Origin of the sequence: Halomonas sp. AOP43-A1-21 (assembly GCF_052376775.1) — a bacterium.
In the GTDB taxonomy this organism is placed as follows: Bacteria; Pseudomonadota; Gammaproteobacteria; order Pseudomonadales; family Halomonadaceae; genus Vreelandella; species Vreelandella colorata.
In genome coordinates, this window is sequence record NZ_JBQSWC010000015.1 from 18,675 (window position 1) to 38,169 (window position 19,495).

20 protein-coding genes and 2 tRNA genes are annotated in these 19,495 nt (G+C 50.9%); 13 read left to right on the forward strand and 9 right to left on the reverse strand.

The annotated features are described in order from the left end of the window. The first annotated feature begins 137 nt into the window (after positions 1–137). The 3 genes from ACT3R7_RS09970 to ACT3R7_RS09980 all read left to right on the forward strand — a co-directional run bounded on the left by ACT3R7_RS09970 (position 138) and on the right by ACT3R7_RS09980 (position 2,830). A complete protein-coding gene (locus ACT3R7_RS09970; RefSeq protein ID WP_193091692.1) occupies positions 138–695 on the forward strand; it encodes a cytochrome b in 558 nt (185 codons plus the stop codon). A gap of 119 nt (positions 696–814) precedes the next feature. Then, positions 815–1,399, forward strand: coding sequence for a YceI family protein (locus ACT3R7_RS09975; RefSeq protein ID WP_192539494.1), 585 nt, complete (start codon positions 815–817; stop codon positions 1,397–1,399). Positions 1,400–1,543: 144 nt separating this feature from the next. Continuing rightward, a complete protein-coding gene (locus ACT3R7_RS09980; protein ID WP_407648061.1) occupies positions 1,544–2,830 on the forward strand; it encodes an MATE family efflux transporter in 1,287 nt (428 codons plus the stop codon). Here ACT3R7_RS09980 and ACT3R7_RS09985 read toward each other — a convergent pair. The 4 genes from ACT3R7_RS09985 to ACT3R7_RS10000 form a co-directional block, all read right to left on the reverse strand. Then, on the reverse strand, positions 2,827–4,311 hold the full coding sequence (locus ACT3R7_RS09985; protein ID WP_193091690.1) for an NCS2 family permease: 1,485 nt from the start codon (positions 4,309–4,311) through the stop codon (positions 2,827–2,829). The genes ACT3R7_RS09980 and ACT3R7_RS09985 overlap by 4 nt on opposite strands. A 225-nt stretch (positions 4,312–4,536) precedes the next feature. Next, the gene (locus ACT3R7_RS09990) at positions 4,537–5,727 is read right to left on the reverse strand and encodes an amino acid aminotransferase (protein WP_192539479.1); all 1,191 of its coding nucleotides are present in this window, start codon (positions 5,725–5,727) and stop codon (positions 4,537–4,539) included. Next, positions 5,728–6,066, reverse strand: a complete 339-nt coding sequence (locus tag ACT3R7_RS09995; RefSeq protein WP_193091689.1) for a 4a-hydroxytetrahydrobiopterin dehydratase — start codon at positions 6,064–6,066, stop codon at positions 5,728–5,730. 23 nt (positions 6,067–6,089) lie between these two features. After that, positions 6,090–6,986 (reverse strand): GGDEF domain-containing protein, encoded by an 897-nt coding sequence (locus ACT3R7_RS10000; RefSeq protein ID WP_192539477.1) that lies wholly within the window; start codon positions 6,984–6,986, stop codon positions 6,090–6,092. Positions 6,987–7,281: 295 nt separating this feature from the next. Here ACT3R7_RS10000 and cobA point away from each other — a divergent pair, with 295 nt between their 5' ends. From cobA to dcd, 4 genes are all read left to right on the forward strand, one after another. Next, positions 7,282–8,064 (forward strand): uroporphyrinogen-III C-methyltransferase, encoded by a 783-nt coding sequence (cobA, locus tag ACT3R7_RS10005; protein ID WP_193091688.1) that lies wholly within the window; start codon positions 7,282–7,284, stop codon positions 8,062–8,064. 138 nt (positions 8,065–8,202) lie between these two features. After that, positions 8,203–9,360: a coiled-coil domain-containing protein gene (locus ACT3R7_RS10010; RefSeq protein ID WP_193091687.1), complete on the forward strand. Its 1,158-nt coding sequence runs from the start codon at positions 8,203–8,205 to the stop codon at positions 9,358–9,360. A 175-nt stretch (positions 9,361–9,535) separates the two neighbouring features. Beyond that, positions 9,536–10,336, forward strand: a complete 801-nt coding sequence (apbC, locus tag ACT3R7_RS10015) for an iron-sulfur cluster carrier protein ApbC (protein WP_192538290.1) — start codon at positions 9,536–9,538, stop codon at positions 10,334–10,336. A gap of 11 nt (positions 10,337–10,347) precedes the next feature. Further along, a complete protein-coding gene (gene dcd, locus ACT3R7_RS10020) occupies positions 10,348–10,914 on the forward strand; it encodes a dCTP deaminase (RefSeq protein WP_018917236.1) in 567 nt (188 codons plus the stop codon). Between the two features lie 108 nt (positions 10,915–11,022). Here dcd and purN read toward each other — a convergent pair whose 3' ends face one another. Further along, positions 11,023–11,775, reverse strand: coding sequence for a phosphoribosylglycinamide formyltransferase (purN, locus tag ACT3R7_RS10025; protein WP_192538285.1), 753 nt, complete (start codon positions 11,773–11,775; stop codon positions 11,023–11,025). Continuing rightward, positions 11,772–12,839: a phosphoribosylformylglycinamidine cyclo-ligase gene (gene purM, locus ACT3R7_RS10030; protein ID WP_193091686.1), complete on the reverse strand. Its 1,068-nt coding sequence runs from the start codon at positions 12,837–12,839 to the stop codon at positions 11,772–11,774. Before purM ends, purN begins: the two co-directional genes overlap by 4 nt. Before the next feature lie 198 nt (positions 12,840–13,037). Here purM and ACT3R7_RS10035 point away from each other — a divergent pair, with 198 nt between their 5' ends. Both ACT3R7_RS10035 and hda read left to right on the forward strand, forming a co-directional pair. After that, positions 13,038–14,150 (forward strand): AI-2E family transporter, encoded by a 1,113-nt coding sequence (locus tag ACT3R7_RS10035; RefSeq protein WP_193091685.1) that lies wholly within the window; start codon positions 13,038–13,040, stop codon positions 14,148–14,150. Further along, positions 14,147–14,851, forward strand: coding sequence for a DnaA regulatory inactivator Hda (hda, locus tag ACT3R7_RS10040; protein WP_192538282.1), 705 nt, complete (start codon positions 14,147–14,149; stop codon positions 14,849–14,851). The genes ACT3R7_RS10035 and hda overlap by 4 nt, the downstream gene beginning before the upstream one ends. A gap of 55 nt (positions 14,852–14,906) precedes the next feature. Here the strand turns inward: hda and ACT3R7_RS10045 are convergent, their stop codons facing one another. Continuing rightward, complete coding sequence (locus tag ACT3R7_RS10045; protein WP_192538281.1) at positions 14,907–15,281, reverse strand: phasin family protein; 375 nt, start codon at positions 15,279–15,281, stop codon at positions 14,907–14,909. A gap of 267 nt (positions 15,282–15,548) precedes the next feature. On the opposite strand from ACT3R7_RS10045, the gene ACT3R7_RS10050 reads away from it, so the two are divergent. After that, complete coding sequence (locus ACT3R7_RS10050; RefSeq protein WP_193091684.1) at positions 15,549–16,925, forward strand: class II fumarate hydratase; 1,377 nt, start codon at positions 15,549–15,551, stop codon at positions 16,923–16,925. Between the two features lie 43 nt (positions 16,926–16,968). Here the strand turns inward: ACT3R7_RS10050 and ACT3R7_RS10055 are convergent, their stop codons facing one another. After that, positions 16,969–18,042 carry an endonuclease/exonuclease/phosphatase family protein gene (locus tag ACT3R7_RS10055; RefSeq protein WP_193091683.1) on the reverse strand — a complete coding sequence of 358 codons (1,074 nt, stop codon included), beginning with the start codon at positions 18,040–18,042 and terminating at the stop codon, positions 16,969–16,971. Between the two features lie 180 nt (positions 18,043–18,222). Here ACT3R7_RS10055 and ACT3R7_RS10060 point away from each other — a divergent pair. From ACT3R7_RS10060 to ACT3R7_RS10070, 3 genes are all read left to right on the forward strand, one after another. Next, positions 18,223–18,299, forward strand: a tRNA-Val gene (locus tag ACT3R7_RS10060). Positions 18,300–18,318: 19 nt separating this feature from the next. Further along, positions 18,319–18,395: transfer RNA gene (locus tag ACT3R7_RS10065), tRNA-Val, on the forward strand. 295 nt (positions 18,396–18,690) lie between these two features. Further along, positions 18,691–18,966, forward strand: coding sequence for a hypothetical protein (locus tag ACT3R7_RS10070; protein WP_192538278.1), 276 nt, complete (start codon positions 18,691–18,693; stop codon positions 18,964–18,966). On the opposite strand, the gene ACT3R7_RS10075 is transcribed toward ACT3R7_RS10070, so the two are convergent. Continuing rightward, positions 18,960–19,430: a GAF domain-containing protein gene (locus tag ACT3R7_RS10075; RefSeq protein WP_193091682.1), complete on the reverse strand. Its 471-nt coding sequence runs from the start codon at positions 19,428–19,430 to the stop codon at positions 18,960–18,962. The two genes, ACT3R7_RS10070 and ACT3R7_RS10075, sit on opposite strands and share 7 nt — an antisense overlap. Between the last annotated feature and the right edge of the window lie 65 nt (positions 19,431–19,495).

The window sequence follows — 19,495 nt, forward strand, 5'->3', positions numbered from 1 at the left end:
TCAGCTTTTTTCAGCAGTAATGGTTATTACTTGTCAGTATGCTTTGCAGGTAAATTCACAATTTTTCTCATGTTAATCGCATGTGCTGGCCAGTACCCCTGTAGGCGTAATGGGTTACTTGATAAGGAATAAAAACGATGTGGCGTAATTCACGCATGCGCTGGGGGGCGGTAAGTATCTTTTTCCACTGGCTGAGCGCTCTGGCAATTATTGGCCTGTTTGTGCTGGGCTGGTGGATGACTGGGCTTGGCTATTATGACAGCTGGTATAACCTGGGCCCCTGGGTGCATCGCTCAATTGGAGTTTTGCTGCTGCTGGTCACCGTGGTGAGGATTGTCTGGCGTCTGGTGCAGGTGACGCCAGCAGGTGAAGGCAGCCGTCTTGAAAAGCTGGCTGCACACGTGGGGCATATTGCGCTTTATGTGATTTTGCTGCTTGTGCTGGGCAGCGGCTATCTGATCTCTACGGCCAACGGGCGCAGTATCAGCGTATTTGGATGGTTCGATGTACCTGCTCTGGTGCATGGGTTACCGAACCAGGCCAGCATTGCCGGTGATATCCATTGGTATAGCGCGCTGGCGCTCGTTACTCTGGCCGCCGGGCATGCGCTGGCCGCCTTTAAGCATCATTGGGTTAATAAGCACGATACGCTGCTCCGCATGATTAACCCTATGCATCGTTCCAGAAAAATGTAAATGTGAAATTTCTAACGCTTTGATTTTTAATCCGAAATAGTTTAAAGAACGAGTTTTTTGAACGCTGCGATCACGCTCTATTCGTAGTGCCTACTATGGAAAGTCAGGAGATATTAATGATGTTGAAAAAGACTGCATGTGCATCTGCCGTTGCTGCTGCATTACTATTCCCACTGAGTCAGGCGCAAGCGGCCGACTATCAAGTGGATACTGAAGGTCAGCACGCGTTTGTCCAGTTCAAAATCAGCCACCTGGGCATGTCTTACCTGCTGGGCAGCTTCAAGGAGTTTGATGGCCAGTTCACCTACGATGAAGATGACCTGGACGCTTCATCCGTCGAGTTTGAAGTAAAGGTCGACAGCCTGGATTCCAACCATGCTGAGCGTGACCGCCACATCCTGAGCGATGATTTCCTGAATGCGAGCGAGTATCCCACCGCCACGTTCACCTCAACCGGTTTTGAATCAACCGGCGATAACGAAGGTGTTCTCACCGGTGACTTGACGCTGCATGGTGAAACCCAGGAAATCGAAATGCCGGTTACCCTGATTGGTGAAGGCGATGACCCGTGGGGCAATTATCGTGCCGGGTTTGAAGGTAAGACAATGCTGACGCTGAGCGATTTTGGAATCGACATGAGCGATTTTCCCGAGCCGATGCATGAGCTTGAGCTTTACGTGACGTTTGAAGGCATCCGTCAGTAAATTTTAAAGCTTGAAACGCCACTGCCCTTGCCGGGCGGTGGCGTTTTTGTTTATAACCACCCCGTTCAAAAAGGAGTGACTAGCTTGAGCAACACCTTGCAGCAGCACGAGTTGGCCATAACCTTATGGCGCCAGACATGGCCGATGGCAATCGGTGTGTTGGCGTTATTGGGTTTTCAGCTTGTAGATAGTGCCTTTGTTGCCCGCTTGGGAACCGTTCCTTTGGCTGCGCAGTCGTTTACCTTTCCGCTCTCGTTTCTGATCATTGGCATCCAGGTGGGAATGGGAATTGCCATTGCCGCGCTTATCTCACGTGCTCTAGGCGCTGACGAACATGCCAGAGCCAGGCGGTTAAGCAGCCTGGTGCTAATTGCTGGGGGGGCGATTATCGGCGTCATCTGTATAGGCTTGTGGCTTTTCCATGTGCCTATTTTTCGCCAGCTGGGTGCCGATACCACGGCGCTTGGCTACATTCGCGTCTACTGGGCCCCGCAGCTTCTATCCGCCTGGCTCGGCGCGCTGCTTTACTTCATGTATAGCGTATTTCGCGCGCACGGTAATACACGGCTGCCGGGCAAGATGATGGTGTTGAGCAGCGTTGCCAACCTGGTGCTCGACCCGCTGCTAATCTTTGGAGTGGGCTCCTGGGAGGGCTGGGGGCTACCGGGTGCGGCCTGGGCTACCTGCATTGCCTTTACCCTGGGGCTTTTAATAACCACTCAGAAACTGATTCGCAAGCAGTGGGTAGCCTGGGTAGGGCTCTGGGAGGAAGCGGGGCGCTCCTGGCGGCCTTATCTCGGCATTGCCGCCCCGGCCATGATAAGCCAGCTGATGCCGCCTCTAGCGGGGATGTTAACCATTTCTGTGGTGGCTGGTCTTGGGGATACCCAGGTAGCAGCATGGGGCCTGGCAAGCCGGCTGGAAACGCTCTCGCTGATGGTGATACTGGCGATGACCATGTCGCTGCCGCCTTGGCTCGGCCGCTGCTATGGCGCCGGTGATTGGGGACAGATTCAACAGCTAATGCGTCTAGCGCTGAAAGTAGCGCTTGCCTGGCAGCTGGCACTTGGTGTGCTACTTGCACTGTGCGCGCCCTGGCTTGCCATGGTACTGGCGGGCACGCCGAACGTTCAGAGCGAACTGACCCTGTTGATCCGGTTTTTGCTACCAAGCTATGCGGCTCTTGGGGTATGCATGCTGGTGGTTTCGGCGGGTAATGCGCTGGGCTGGCCGCTACGCGCCATGCTGCTCTCCAGCGCGCGCCTGTTTGCCTTCTATTTACCCTGTTTATGGATAGGTGCGCAGCTGTTTGGCTGGCTGGGCTTGGCCGTTGGCGCGGCGCTGGGTAATCTATTGGCAGGGCTGGCCGCATGGGCCGTATTGCAGCGTATATTATCCCGCCCGCATCGGCAGGCGGGATATAACGGCTAGCGTTTGTGAGGCGCTTCCTGAAACGAGAAGTACATAAACAGGAGTGCCATTGCTAGATAGCCCAGCATAAAGTCAGGTGCGGCATTAAAGGCGAGTTTGGGGGCGTGCATCAAGCCCACAAAGGAAAAGCCTGAGGCAATGGCTGCAAACACGGCGGCGCGCCGGAATTGATGATCGATGACAGAAACGGTCATGGCGCCCAGTAAAATAGCCATGAACATGGCGCCTTGCCCCATCACCACAATCGCGCTGGAAATATCGCTGACAACTTCACCTGCACCGCGATTAAAACGCGTCATGATGTAGTTGGCGAAGTAGGGTAGCATGGCGAGCGCCACCGCCGGATAGTAACGTGTGTCGTTAGCTTGAAACGCCGTTGCGATCATAGACATGCCTACAAACACTAATATGGGGGCGACCACCGAAACCGGAATGATCGCTGCCAAAGCGGCAATTAAGCCTGTCATGGTGGCAAGAGCGTAAACGGCGCCATTTAACAGGCTGTAACCGCGCCCTGCACCCATCCATTTAGCGCCTACCGTGGCGATGTAAACCGTTGTGGGGAAGACCCCGCCAAACAGCGCGCCGATCATTGTGCCTACACCATCCACTGCTTGGCATTCACGGACATCGTATTTATCACCTGCGGCCTCCATTGCTTCCACGTTATTCATGGTTTCAATGGCATTATACAGCGTGATGGGAAGCACAACGGTAAGTACCGCCAGCATGCCGGAAAATAAAAGGCCCAGGCCTTCAAACCAAGCCATATTAGGTAACAGTGGGTAAAAACCTAAGTGGGTAAACGCATCACTAAAGCGTTCGCTACCCGCGTCACCAATCAAATATGCCATCGCCGTTCCAACCACAATGGCAAACAGGGAGGTGGGCAGCTTGAATGGCATGCTGACACGAGCGACGAGGCCAACAATAATAATCGCTAGTACTAAAAGGCCAATAATCGGCACTTCCAGAGTCTTGAACAGCATTTCACCGGCAATAAAGGTAAGCGCAACCCCGGCAACGGCGCCCAGCATGGCCGCGCGCGGCAGATGATACTGGACCCAACGCCCAATAATGCTGATAGCCGCTTCAATGGCGCCGCTAATAAAGCAGGCGGCTACCGCCACTTTCCAGGCAAGCTCGGTATCACCGGTTAGCTGTTTGGCCGGCAGCAATACGCCAAACAAAAATACAAACATGACCGGGGTGGAGATCCCGTACGAAAGGGCGGTAACATCAGTGCGGCTTTCTCTACGCGCAAGTCGCGCAGCGCTCCAGGCGTAATAGAAGTTGCCGACCATCACCGCGATGGCGGCACCAGGCAGTACCTGGCCATAAACAATTGAGGCGGGAAATCCCATACCCAGCATGGTGATCGCAATAACAATAAAGTTAGCGATATTGTTCTGAAAAAGTGCGAAGAACGCATCGGTATCTTCTTTTTTATACCAGGGATAGCGTGTGCTGGCTGCCGCCATGGAAGGCCTCATTGAATTGAGTGTTCACAACGCAATATCCTTAGGTTGACCATTAAAAAGGTTCAGGCTTGACTGATCGGTCAAGTATTGCGCTGTATAGGACGCCGCACGGGCGCCCCAGGCTCTGGCGGCAAGCGGACAATTGTACACAACAATAAAACGCTTCCCAAGATACAAAAACGCCCAGGCATAGCCTAGGCGTTTTAACATGCATAAAGCTAACGGTTAGTCGTTAACCGCCGCAATGGCTTTAGCAAGGTAAGGCAGGTTTTCATGTGAGAAACCCGCTACGTTGGCACGGCCAGAACGAACCATGTAAATACCAAACTCATCACGCAGACGATCTACCTGTTCAGGCGTAAGGCCTGTATAAGAGAACATGCCACGCTGCTCTGCAACGCAAGCGTACTTCTGATCAAGTCCGTAAGGCTTTAAAGCTTCCACGAAATCACGACGCAGCGTATTAATGCGATCACGCATTTCGGTCAGTTCTTCACGCCAGATAGCCGTGAGCTCTGCATCGCCTAAAATTTCGCTTACGATGGCCCCGCCGTGAGCAGGTGGGTTCGAGTAGTTCTCACGGGCAACAATAGCGACCTGAGAGCGCACGCTTTCCATCTGCTCTGTGTCTTTGGCCACGGTGATTAGGCAGCCCGTACGCTCGCAGTAAATGCCGAAGTTCTTGGAGCAGGAGCTGGTGATAATCACTTCATCCAGCTTTTCGGCCAGCAGACGTACGCCGTAAGCGTCTTCGTCCAGACCCTCGCCAAAGCCCTGGTAGGCGAAGTCAATCAGCGGCAACAGTTTGCGTTCACGCAGAACGTCCAGCACTTCCTGCCACTGCTCCTGGGAAAGATCAAAGCCGGTCGGGTTATGGCAGCACGCATGCAGTACAACTACATCGCCTTCAGGAATCTTTTTCAGCGCAGCCAGCATGCCTGAGAAATCAAGACGGTTATCCGGATCTACATAGGGGTATTTATGCAGTTCAATGCCGGCGGAAGTGAAAATGCCGTGGTGGTTCGGCCAGGTCGGGTCACTTACCCAAATGCCTTTGCCCGGTAACTGGCTGGCAATGAAGTCTGCTGCTAAGCGTAAAGCGCCTGTTCCGCCCGGTGACTGGGTAGCGCTGGCACGCTTGGCGTTCAATACCGGTGAGTCGGCACCCAATACCATGGGCAGCACGACGTCGCTGTAGGCAGGCGCGCCGTGTGAGCCAATATAGGTTTTGGTGGTTTCATTATTGAGCAGGCGAGCTTCGGCTTCTTTGACCGCGCGCATGACCGGTGTATTACCGTTTGAATCGCGGTAAACGCCTACGCCCAGGTCAACTTTTTGTGGATTGGTGTCTTTTTTGAAAGCTTCAATCAGTCCGAGAATGGCATCTCCTGGGACTCGCTCAATATGCTCAAACATTTACTTAGCTACCTCGTCGGTTCTGGCGGCAAGAATGAAATCATTATGATGCAGGCCGTTAATTTGATGGGTCCACCACATCACGGTGGCTTTGCCCCACTCAGTGATAATGACGGGGTGGTGCCCAGCCTGCTCAGCAAGTTCGCCAACACGCTGGGTAAAGAGTAGCGCCCTGGCAAAGTCACGAAACGAAAAGCTTCGTGATAGCTTCATGATGCCATCGCGTTCGACAATCCGCCACTCTGGTAACTGTTTAAGATAGGCCTCTCGCTCATTTTCCTGGAGAGGCGGCATATGTTTGTTGCAGGCTTCACAAGCCTTACGAGCGAGCTTTTCCATTACCATACTCCCTAAAAAATCGACTAGGATAGAAGAAAAACGCAATCTCGGCCTACATCTTTAGCGCTATAAAGTGCCTGATCGGTGCGCTCTATAAGATTTGTCAGGGGTTCACCGCAACGATATTCGGCCACGCCAATACTGAGTGTGACTTCACCTTTGCCGACTCCAAAATCGTGCCTGGAAATGGCCTCGCGTAATCGATCTGCAAGCTTATGGCATTGCTGTAGCGGTGTAAGCGGCAACACTACCATAAACTCTTCACCACCCAAGCGGGCTACCATATCTTCACATCGTAAATGGGCTTTCATTTCCGTTGCTAGCTGCTTAAGCACTTCATCGCCCTGTAGATGTCCCCAACGGTCATTGAGCAATTTAAAATGATCAATATCAATCATCATGATAGACAGGGGGGTGCCGTGTCGCGTACTAATCGATGTTAAATGGGCTAAATGCACCATTAATTTACGTCGATTTGGCAGGCCGGTGAGAACATCGGTATCGCAGAGTTTGCGAAGTCGCTGCTCTTCGATCACTTGATCGGTAATATCCATCATGACGCCTGTCCAAAGTACCCCGTCGCCAGATAATTCAGGATTACCACATACGGCGATCCAGTGAGATTTGGCGTTTGGCAGGGGAAGCTTGAAGCGAGTGGTTAGCGGTAACATCCAGCGTGCCGAACGCTCAATCGCAGACATGACTTTTGGGTACTCATTACCTGTTAAGTGCTCAAGTAGTTCACCCGCATCATTAGCCAGCTGTACACGATCAATATGCTTAAGCAGCTCGCCACCACCCTCAAGGTAAGGGAACTGCATATGACCATTGCGCGAGCGATAGAACTGAAAAATGACCCCGGGTATAAGCGGAATGAGACAGTCAGCACTCAAAGCCCTAGGGTAGTCATTCACGGACATGCATAAAGCTCCAATATGAATGCCAAAAGTTGATTGTGAAGACTAGCGCTATTTAGGTAATAGAGTTGTAAGCCATTGCTGACAAATTGATACCTTATCAATAATAAATATGAATTAACTAATTCTCTTTTGGAATATAAGACAATAGTTTGTTATCTAATGAGGCTTGTATGTAAGCTTGATGTTATTTTAATTTACTTTTGTGGGTTTAAGTGTGTTTTTGTTAAATATTTTGTTGTTATTCTATTAACCTTAGTGGTGTTAAGTAAAGTGTAGGGATTCTTCAGGAGGCATGATGAGTGGTTTTGTCAGTTTGGTTGGTGCAGGGCCAGGTGATGCTGAATTATTAACCTTAAAAGCCTATAAACGGTTACAGCAAGCCGATGTGGTGCTATATGACAGACTGGTGAGTGACGATATCCTGGCGCTCATCCCTACTAGTGTGCAGCGTTTTTACGTAGGTAAGGAGCGTTCTTTACATAGCGTTCCTCAGCATGAAATTAATCATACATTAGTCGTGTGGGCAAATGAGGGGAAACAAGTCGTTAGACTTAAGGGAGGGGATCCTTTCATTTTTGGGCGTGGCGGTGAAGAACTCGAAATACTCATGGCGAAAAATATAGCGGTAGAAGTAATTCCAGGCATAACGGCGGCATCAGGCTGCGCCGCTTATGCGGGAATACCGCTCACGCATCGTGATCATGCCCAGGCCGTTCATTTTGTCACCGGCCACTTGGCCCATGATGAGCACGCAATTGATTGGCATGCATTAGCTCACGAAGGGCTGACGCTGGTCTTTTATATGGGGCTAGGCAGTGTTGAGATAATTAGTCGCGAGCTTATTGCCCATGGTTTACCGTGTGATACGCCTCTCGCTTTGATCGAAAACGGCACCACAACGGCCCAACAGACCCATATCGGCACGCTACAAGCTCTACCAGAGGCACTAATCGCTGGGCGTATTAAATCACCGGCATTATTAATCGTGGGCAGCGTGGTTTCACTGCATGAGAAGCTAGCGTGGTTTAAAGGCGCTCAGACCCCAGCATCAGCGCGCCATAATGATCTACACTCATAAGCGAGCCAACGTTAATACGTTGAATTAGCTAATGGACTGGCTAGATGCCATTTGCTGTGTATGCTAGTAATGAGTGTTAGGTCATAAGCGAACAATTTACGCTGCTGGTATCGGTAGCCAAGACGAGAGGGACGCAGAATGCCAGAAACAAGCCACCCGGATCATCAGACGCCTGCCACCAGGCTGGATACCAAAACCTTATTTAAAGATAACCGTGTTAGAGCTATTGCAGGTATCGCGGCTATCGCGGTTATCTGGGCAATCATGGCCCAATCTAACGCCGGCACTCATAAAGATCGCGTTGAAACGCTTGAAGAGCAGCTTGCTACAGTAGAGCAGGATAACCGCCGGTACAGCCGCCGTATTCAGGAAATAGACCAAGCAGAAACCAACCTGTCCGATATGCAGGCAGAGATGGCATCCTTGGAAGAGCAGCGCAATGAGGCAAGCGCATCGCTTGAAAGTGCTCAAAATGATGTAACTACCACCCAGTCACGTCTTGAAGAACTGGAAGCTGAGCGCACAACGCTACAGCAGGAAGTGGACTCCCTCAATCAGCAGCTTGAAAGCGCACAAGGCGAAATGCAGTCGCTACGTGATGAGCGTGATCAAATCGAGACGACTCAAGAAGAGGCTGAAGCTTCGCTTCAACAAGTAGAAGATGCGCGTGAAAGTGCTGATCAAGCTCGCCAAGAGGCAGAAGCTGCTCGGCAGCAGGCTGAAGAGCAGCGTCAAGAAGCTGTAGATGAGCTGAACAGTGCCGAGGAGGAGTTAGCTGCACTTGAAGATAAAATCAGTCAGGCTAATGAAGAGCTTTCAAGCTTAGAAGAGCAGATATCCAATACTCAGGCCGAGCTTGACGAGCTGCAAAGCACGCGTGATTCGGTTACGGCGGAGCGCGATGAGCTACAACAGGAAGTCGATTCGCTAACTGAACTGCGCGAGCAGGAAGATCAAAGCCTCACCCAGGTTCGTAACGAGATGGAAGACCTCATGGTTGCCCTTGACCTTGGCCGCAACGAAGTTGCAAACGTTGAGAGCGATATTGAAGCGCGCGAAAATCAGTTGTCTCGCTTGGAGTCTCAATTGAGCGAGTGGCGCGAAGAGCTTTCCTCACTCGATCAGCGTCTGGGTAGTGTTGATGATGCCGCCAATGATGAAGTCCCCACGTTAGCGGGCGAAGCGTCAGAAGATAGCGCCTCAGAAAGTAGTAATACTGAGCAGGAAACGGCCAGCGATGAAGACAATAGCCAGCCGCAGGAGCAGCAGCAAAACCAGCAGCAGAACACTAACTAGTAAAAAGTTCGTCTAAAACGTTTGTATAGCTAAAACGATAAATAGCTAGTACGGACGAACCATCAAACGGATGCTGGTATCCCCAGCATCCGTTTTGTTTGTTTATGAATACTCGTTCAGAGAGTATCATTTATCCCAATGTTCATGATCTACCCAGATATAGGAGAGCGACTAAATGGATGGCGTTAAACACATCGTCGCAGTGGCATCGGGCAAAGGTGGGGTTGGCAAGTCGACCGTAACCGTTAACCTGGCACTGGCGCTTTCTGCCCAAGGTTATCGCGTAGGGGTTCTTGATGCGGACATTTATGGACCAAGCCAAGCCCAAATGCTGGGTGTTAAAGAGGGCGTTCGCCCTGAATCCACGGGTGATAATAAATTCTTGCCCTTAACAGCACATGGCCTTCAGGCAATGTCCATGGCTTTTTTGGCGAATACCCGAGAGGCCATGGTATGGCGTGGGCCGATGGTCGTAGGGGCTTTTCAGCAAATGCTCACGCAAACGCAGTGGGATAATCTGGATTTTCTGTTGATCGATATGCCACCGGGTACCGGTGATATTCAGCTGACGTTGGCTCAGAAAGTACCGGTAAGCGGGGCTGTCATTGTCACTACGCCACAAGATATTGCGCTTTTAGATGCTCGTAAAGGCATTGAAATGTTTCGCAAAGTGAACGTGCCGGTACTTGGTGTGGTTGAAAACATGAGCCTCTATCACTGTGAGAACTGTGGCCATGAAGCCGCGATCTTCGGTACCGGCGGTGGCGATAGTATCGCTGAAGAGTATCAGACGACGGTACTAGGACGGTTACCTTTGACGCTGTCTATCCGTGAGTTGGCAGACTCGGGCAGCCCAAGTGTTGTATCAGAACCTGATAGCTCGGTAAGCCAAACGTTTGCTGAGATTGCCAGGCAAGTTGCCCAATCAGTGAGTGCCAGCGAAAGCGGTGGTCCCACTATTTCTTTTAGCGAGTGATGAAGTAATACATGAGTATCAAATCAGATAAGTGGATTCGTCGCATGGCGCAAAGCGACGCCATGATCGAGCCTTTTGAAGCCGAGCAGGTTCGCTATGTGAATGATCAGCGAGTGATCTCTTACGGTACTTCAAGCTACGGTTATGATGTGCGCTGTGCCGATGAGTTTAAAGTGTTTACCAATATTCACTCGGCTATCGTTGATCCCAAGGCGTTCGATGAGAAAAGCTTTGTAGATATTAAAGGCGATGTCTGCATCATTCCGCCCAACTCATTTGCTTTGGCAAGAACCGTTGAGTACTTCCGCATTCCGCGTAGCGTGCTGACTATCTGCCTGGGAAAATCAACCTACGCGCGCTGTGGCATCATTGTGAACGTCACGCCGCTTGAGCCTGAGTGGGAAGGCCATGTCACGCTTGAGTTCTCTAATACGACCAATTTGCCTGCCAAGATTTATGCTCACGAAGGTGTAGCGCAAATGTTGTTTTTAGAGTCTGATGAAGTCTGCGAAACCTCGTATAAAGATCGCGGGGGCAAATATATGGGCCAGCGCGGAGTAACCTTGCCGCGCACTTAATGAATGAGCGTTATTGATCAGCCCAAAAGCAAGGCCTTACGGGGAACCGTAAGGCCTTGTTGTTTACTGCAGGTGTTTGCCGCAATCATTTATTGATTAAGCAATAAGCTACTCTTCGGCGTCTTCGTCCAGTTCTTCATCCAACTCTTCAGCTGCATCAGCATGTGAGAGGCGCATACCATGGGTAGGCAGCAGGTGACCATCCATTTTGGCGCCTTCAGCGCTAAACTGAAGCCGTCCCTCTAAAAACCACTGCACCGCAATCGGATAAATCAGATGCTCACGTGCGTGGACCTTCTCTTTAAGCGTCTCTTCACTATCATCCGCGCTTACAGACAATTCCGCCTGAAGAACCACCGGGCCGCCATCCAGCTCTTCGGTAACAAAGTGCACGCTACAGCCGTGGCTGGTTACCTGGTCGGCCAGCGCCCTTACGTGGGTATTTAACCCCTGGTACTCGGGCAGCAGTGAAGGATGAATATTGAGCATCCGACCCATAAAGCGTTGTACAAAGCGTGGCGTTAAAATACGCATAAAGCCCGCCAATACGATCAAGTCGGGCTCGTGGCGCTCAATGACTTTAATCAGCGCGCCATCGTAAGCCTCGCGAGTATCATATTCGCGATGGGGCAGGGCAACTGCTTCGATGCCAGCCTCGTGAGCGCGCTTCAAGCCGTAAGCGTCTGCCACGTTGGAAATCACTGCGACAATCTCACCGCCTAGGCGGTCATGAGACTGCGCATCGATCAGCGCCTGAAGATTGCTGCCACTGCCAGAAATAAGCACGACTACCCGACGTGGGCCGGTCGGCTCTGGCGCCATATCGGTAATCGTATCGCTGGGGTAATCGGTACCACTCATACGGGCAGGTTCTCCAGCACCACGGCTTCATCCTGGCGCTTGATAATATGACCGATGCGATAAACCGTTTCACCCTGGGCTTGTAAATGGGTCATGGCTTGCTCTGCCTCTGCGGCAGGCACCACGATGACCATGCCGATACCGCAGTTAAGTACACGGTGCATTTCAACTTCGTTAACGTTGCCTTGAGCCTGTAGCCAGTCAAATACCGCAGGACGCTGCCATGTAGCAATATCAACGTGTGCCGCGAGCTCTTCAGGCAGTACGCGGGGGATGTTTTCGAGCAGGCCGCCACCGGTAATGTGGGAAAGTGCATGCACAGGAATAGAAGTATCACGCATCAAGGAAAGCAGCGACTTCACATAAATGCGGGTTGGCGCCATTAGTGCATCGGCTAACGGGGTATTATCTACCTGCGTTTCAAGCGAGGCATTGCTCACTTCCAGGATCTTGCGAATTAACGAGTAGCCGTTAGAGTGAGGGCCTGAAGAGGCAAGGCCCAGCAGGACATCGCCTTCGCTTACTTTGCTACCGTCAAGAATTTCGGATTTTTCCACAACGCCGACGCAAAAACCCGCCAGGTCATAGTCACTACCTTCGTACATGCCGGGCATTTCGGCTGTTTCACCACCAACCAATGCACAGCCAGCCAGCTCACAACCGGCGCCAATGCCGGTTACTACGTCGGCAGCGATATCCACATCCAGCTTACCCGTGGCATAGTAGTCGAGGAACAGCAGCGGTTCGGCACCTGCGACAATCAAATCATTAACGCACATTGCCACTAAATCGATGCCAATGGTGTCGTGCTTGCCAAGGTCCATCGCAAGGCGCAGTTTGGTGCCCACTCCATCAGTGCCAGATACCAGAACAGGCTGCTTGTAGCCTGCGGGTAGCTCGCATAAAGCGCCAAAACCGCCCAAGCCGCCCATTACTTCGGGGCGAGTGGTACGTTTGGCAACGTGTTTGATGCGATCAACTAGGGCATTTCCGGCATCAATATCGACACCTGCATCCTTATAGCTGAGCGAAGGAGTAGCCGGAGAAGTGGAAGTCTCGGTCATGACAGTTCCTGTGAAGCCTATAGCAGTACGGGTAGTGCTGGCGAGATGGCCAGTGCTGGGCAATAACTGACGTGGATTGTAACACCGAGCGGCGTGGCCCGCATCGCCGGTATACATGTTGCGCCTACGTTCCTACAACTTTTGTTATTATTCAGTGCATAAAGCGCTTTTGATGGATCCAGGAAGGAGAGTCATACAATGCGAAGTTCATGGTTAGGGGGAGTGCTGCTAGTCGTGTTTGTTGGACTGGTGTATGTCCTGAATTCAGTTTTAATGCCCTTTATTGCCAGCATGGTATTGGCGTATCTGGCTGATCCACTGTCTAATTATTTCCAGCGGCTAGGCATGAAGCGCACGCTGGCCGTTTGCCTCGTCTTCTTGATACTGCTGATTGTATTGACGGCGAGTTTATTAATTCTCATACCGCTTATCGTCCAGCAGATTAAGCAGTTGGGCGATGCGGTGCCGGGTATTTTTAGCTGGGTTGAAAACGTGCTGGCGCCTCAGGTTCAGGAGTGGACTGGCTACGATTTACGTGGTGAGTTAACCAACGTACGTGAAGTACTGGTTGAAAACTGGCGTGATGCGGGAGGCTATCTAGCTCAGGCTTTAGGGCATATTGGCCGCTCCGGAATGGCATTTATGACCTGGATTACTTATATCGCACTGATTCCGGTCGTTACCTTCTATCTGCTTCTCGACTGGAATCGCATGCTAAGCAACATCGCAAGCTTGGTGCCGCGGCAATGGGCAAGCGACACGTTTCGTTTAGCACGCCGCTGTGATGAGGTGCTGTCATCTTTTTTACGTGGTCAGCTTTTAGTCATGCTGTGTTTAGGCGTTATTTATGCCACAGGGCTTACCTTGATGGGGCTTAACTTTGGCTTGCTTATTGGGTTTGTGGCCGGGCTGGTTAGCTTTGTACCGTTTTTGGGCTTTATCGTAGGGATTGCCGTCGCCCTAATTGTTGCGTTATTTCAATACGGTACGTGGTGGGCGATACTCGGTGTCATCGTGGTATTTAGTATCGGTCAAGCCGCCGAAAGTGTCATACTACAGCCCAAACTTTTGGGAGATAAAATTGGCTTGCATCCTGTTGCCGTTATTTTTGCAGTATTAGCGGGTGGCAACCTGTTTGGGTTTACTGGCGTACTGTTAGCATTGCCTGTTGCCGCCGTATTTATGGTACTTCTCCGCGAGTTAAACGACCGTTATAAGCACAGTTCGCTTTATACTGCTGAGCAACGTTCATTAACGCCTTTAAACCACCATGATGGGCTGGATCGTCACGACGAAAGGGAATCATCATGAGCCGAGTGCCGGCACAGCTGCCGTTAGGAGTAGGGTTGCGTGATGATGCAACCTTCAATAATTATTACGCTTCAGGCGCAAATGCACTGCTGGTTGAACATCTGACGCAACAATTTCAGCCGAGTGCCGAGCCTTTTATCTATTTATGGGGCGCCCAGGGGAGTGGGCGAAGCCATCTTCTTCAAGCGGCCTGCCATGCTGCCTCCGATGCCGATAAACGAGCTTTGTATCTACCGTTAGCTGATCTGGGCCACTTTCCACCTCTGATGCTTGAAGATATTGAGCGACTAGATTTGGTAGCGATTGATGATCTGGAATATGTCGTTGGCCGAAAGCGTTGGGAAGAAGCGCTATTTCATGCATTTAATCGATTGCGTGATGCAGGCAAACAGCTTGTAATTGCTTCCAATGCCCCTCCACGCCAGCTTAATGTTGTGCTGCCTGACCTGGCGTCACGATTAACGTGGGGCGTCACCTTTCATCTTCATCCGCTCAATGACGAGGAGCGCCTCGCGGCACTGCGGTTACGTGCGAATGTTAGGGGAATGCAGCTGCCCGACGATGTCGGGCGTTATATTTTGCATCGTGGGCCGCGTGAGTTAGGCGATTTATGCCGAGCCATTGAAACGCTTGATCAAGCGTCTTTATCTGCTAAGCGAAAGCTAACGATTCCATTTGTTAAGTCGTCGCTTAACTGGTGAACCTTACCCGCTTATTAATTTAGCGGGTAAGGTCCATGCTTGAATAGATAGTGGCTTAGGCGGGTTTGCGCATTTTACTAGCCGCTGTCTGGGCTTGCTTTACATTGTCTTCAGTTAGCTTCTGGCTTTTTTGAAAATAGTCCTGGTGAAGCGCAACCACTTTATCCGTATCGCCTTTAGCCTGTTCTGCTAGTTGTTTTACAACCTGCTGCTGGCCTTCCATATAACTACGTAGCCCTTCTGGGTCTTTTACGCTGGTTAGCTGGCGCAGCTGCGCGATGCCGGTTTCAGCATAGGCTTGGCTGGCGTTAACTTGTGCATTTAGCATCTTCTCTGCGTAATCGAGAGTCAGGGCGGCATACGCGCGCGCAGGGGCCATAAAGAAATTATCAAACTGCTGGTTCATTTCATTTGTATTGAACGTGTTCATTGTAAAACTCCTAAATCAAGATAGTGCTTTTAAGCATTCCGTTTAACAACAGCCGCTATGAATATTAAGCTTTCTTGCGTTGCAGCATAGCAGTCGTTTTTGTGCAGTGCAACATGGGGCGTGAGGCGTTATTTCTAGCCTAAAGCGGTTAATGTTTACCCCGGCGTTGAGAGCGTCTAGCTTGAATAGCTGCAGATATTGCGAAAGGACTTGCCGACGTGATCAGTTGTAAATAAGATTGATTACTATTTAAAAGGAGCATAAATAATGGATACTCGTACCGAACGCGACAGCATGGGTGAGCTTGAAGTACCGGCTAATGCCCTTTATGGAGCCCAAACACAGCGGGCTATCAATAACTTTCCCGTTTCCCATTCACCTATGCCTGCGGCCTTTGTACACGCTGTGGCGCGGATTAAACTGGCCGCCGCGCGCACTAATCAACAATTAGGCTTGTTAGATGAGGCTAGATCGAGCGCCATCCAAAAAGCTGCACAGGCAGTGATTAATGGTGAACACGACGATCAGTTCCCGATTGACGTATTTCAAACGGGGTCAGGCACATCGACCAATATGAACGTCAATGAAGTGTTGGCTACCCTGGCAAGCCGTGAAGGTGTTGAAGTAACACCTAATGATCACGTGAATATGGGGCAGTCAAGCAACGATGTTATCCCGACGGCTATTCATGTTTCAGCGGCAGTTGCCGTGAATGAGTCGCTACGGCCTGCGCTTGAGCATTTAAAAGCGTGTATTGATCAGCGCGCGAGCGAACTTAAGCATGTTGTTAAAACAGGGCGTACGCATTTGATGGATGCCATGCCGCTGCGTATGGACCAGGAGCTTGGGGCATGGTCAAGCCAGCTAGGCCAAGCCATTGAGCGCTTTGATAGCGCGATGAGCCGTCTGTGTCGTTTAGCGCAGGGTGGAACGGCGGTGGGTACCGGTATCAATGCGCCGGAAGGCTTTGCCAATCAGATTGCCAAGGAGCTAAGTGAGCAAACCGGGTTAAGCTTTGCCCCTAACGATAGCTTTTTTGCTAGCCTCTCCTCCCAGGATGCGGCCGTTGAGCTTTCCGGCCAATTAAAGGGCTTGGCCTGCGTCATCATGAAAATTGCCAATGATCTGCGCTGGATGAATTCAGGTCCTTTAGCAGGCTTGGGTGAAATAGAGCTTGAAGCGCTGCAGCCGGGAAGCTCGATCATGCCGGGCAAGGTCAACCCTGTGATCCCAGAATCGGCCGCCCAAGCGGCCGCCCAGGTCATTGGCCTGGATGCGGCTATTACGGTGGCAGGCCAGAGCGGCAACTTCCAGCTAAATGTCATGCTGCCGCTGGTGGCGACCAATCTGCTGACCTCCATTACCTTGATGAGCAATACCTCACGGCTGCTTGCGGACCGGGCAATTGCGACGTTTAAGGTGCGGGAGGATAACCTGCAGGGGCCTTTGGCGCGTAACCCTATTTTAGTGACGGCGCTCAACAGTGTGATTGGCTATAACGCGGCGGCCGCCATTGCTAAAAAAGCCTACCAGGCAGGGCGTCCGATTATTGATGTCGCGGAAGAGCAAACCGACCTGGATCGGGAAACGTTGGAAAGACTGTTAGATCCAACGGTGCTAACCCAGGGGGGAATTCCTGAATAGGTTTTCGAGCATAAATAACTCGTTCTAGATCGCCAGCGGCGCCTCAGGTTTTCTGCTTTTCTATTTTACCCTGTTGTATGGTTTCGCTGGCCTCTTCGCGCTCTTCGCTGTCTGCTTGAGGTTTCTCCTGCTCAACTTGGCGCGTAGGCTGGTAACAAAAGGTTGCCAGGATAGGGAAGTGGTCAGAACCAAACGCTCCCAGCCGCTGCATGTTTACCAGCGTGAAGTGGTTGGTCACAAAGATGTGGTCAAGCGGCCAGCGCAACAGTCGATTCTTGGCGTGAAAGGTGCTAAACATACCTCGACCCCGCCGCGGGTCGAGCATACCGCTAATGCGGCAGAATAAACGCGTGGTGCTTGACCAGGCCACATCGTTAAGATCACCTGCCACTAACGTAGGCTGAGGTTTTTTGTGGACTTCTTGCCCCACCCATAAGAGTTCAGCATCTCGCCATAACGATTTTTCACTTTCCGCCGGAGCAGGGGGGCGGGGATGAACGGCATACAGACGAATAGAGTCGCCATTTTCAAGCGTTACCATGGTATGAATAGATGGGATGTCTTTTTGGATTAGCCATTTAACCGAGGTGTTTTCCAGCGGTAGACGTGAATAAAGGTGCATGCCATAGAGATTGTCGAGCGGCACTTTAACGCTATAGGGCCATTTTTCATCAAGTGCGGGATCTAACTGATCCTGCCACCATTGATCTGACTCAAGGGTTAAAATGATATCCGGCTGGCGCTGTTGAATCATTTTGATCAGATCCTCAGCGCGCCGGTTGGGCGTCAATACATTGGCAATTAAAAGCGTAATGTGGCGATCTTGGGAGCTTTCTTTATCAGCTGTTTTAACCTGAGCACGCCAAAGGCGTGTCCAGGGTAAAATATAGCGACCCTGCAAGCCCACCGTAATAAGAACGATAATCCAGGCGGCTGAGCGCCAATCGCTGGGTTCTAAAAACACTAATGCCATTAGGCCGAAGAGAAGTGATAGGAGCGCTATTTGCACGCGAGGAAATTCAAAACACCGTATCCACCACCAGCGCAACGGTACTCGAGCGACCAATGTTGCCAGTAAGGGCAGGAGTGCAAGGCACATAATTAGTGGGGCAAGCATATTTGATCTTCCTATTGAGTAAGGTAACTAAAATAAATTTTATTAGTTGTTTATAAATATTAAACACGCTATCAAGCCATGATTTTATCGAGATATACAGCGTAAATCTGGTTCTTGCGTAAGAAAAAAGTTTCTTGCAATACTGTGATAAATAAGTAGAATACGCATCCGTTGCACGACAGGACCATAGCTCAGTTGGTTAGAGCGCCACGTTGACATCGTGGAGGTCGGCGGTTCAAATCCGCCTGGTCCTACCATTCTCGCAACCCATTTTTCAGGACCATAGCTCAGTTGGTTAGAGCGCCACGTTGACATCGTGGAGGTCGGCGGTTCAAATCCGCCTGGTCCTACCAAATTGTTAGCCCCGTGCTTTTTAAGCGCGGGGTTTTTGTTCGTTTAGCATTGTTTTTCATACCGTATTCGTTTATTTCGCGCAGCAAATTAATTCAGGCAGCTTTCTTTGCCAGGCTTAACGTCTAGTGATGAGAATGCCTGATTAGGGATATTTACGTGCGTGAAATGGTGCCTGTCACGATAACGTCATGCTGTATAATGTATAATGCGCGTATAGAAATTGGCCTGAAGTTGTACTGGAATTTGCGCTGCGATGAACTACTTTACCTATGAACATAATTCAAGGATGAAGCTATGTATCTTAATTTAATGCCCAGCTTGGCCTCTGCCTTGGGTGGTCTCAAATCAGGCCTTAAATCTGCAAACAAACCGTCGCTAATGCGTGATGGCGTGGATGATGCAGAGCTGGATGAATATTTTCATACGGCTCAAGAGCTAGGGTTGAGCCGCTATAAAGCAGAAGAAATATTCAACCATTCACTTAGAAAGGCGCGCCGCCGCTCTGATCTATCCATGAGCGACGTTATTTTTCGTGCTTACTGCACCATCCATCTGCATACTTATCATTGATGGGGCGACAGATCCGTTTGGCGCTGAAAAGTAGCTATTAGTGCTTCGATTCCAGCCTGATCGTCTTCGGTAAAGCGGGCAGGTAGTGGGCTATCCAGGTCTAGAACGCCCCACAGGTAGCCCTTTAGAACGACAGGAATCACCAGCTCGGAGCGAGAGTCCGTATCGCAGGCAATGTGGTCTGCGATGGCGTGAACATCATCGACCCGCTGTGTTTTCTGCTGGCGTGCTGCGGCTCCGCATACGCCCTTGCTAAAGGGAATCGGGTGGCAGGCCGGTTTACCCTGAAAAGGCCCTAGCCCCAAGACCTCATGCTGTCGCTGAAGATAGAATCCCACCCAGTTTAGGTTAGGTACTTCCTGCTGAATAAAAGCGCAGATTTGAGCGCTATTGGTAAGCCAGTCGCGTGTATCAAGCAGGGCTTCAAGCTGGCGGTTGAGTAGCGCGTAGTTGGTGATCGGCATAATCATCTCGTTATAAAACGCATCAGGCCGACACAAAGGTCGGCCTGATATAAGTGCTTTCTAAA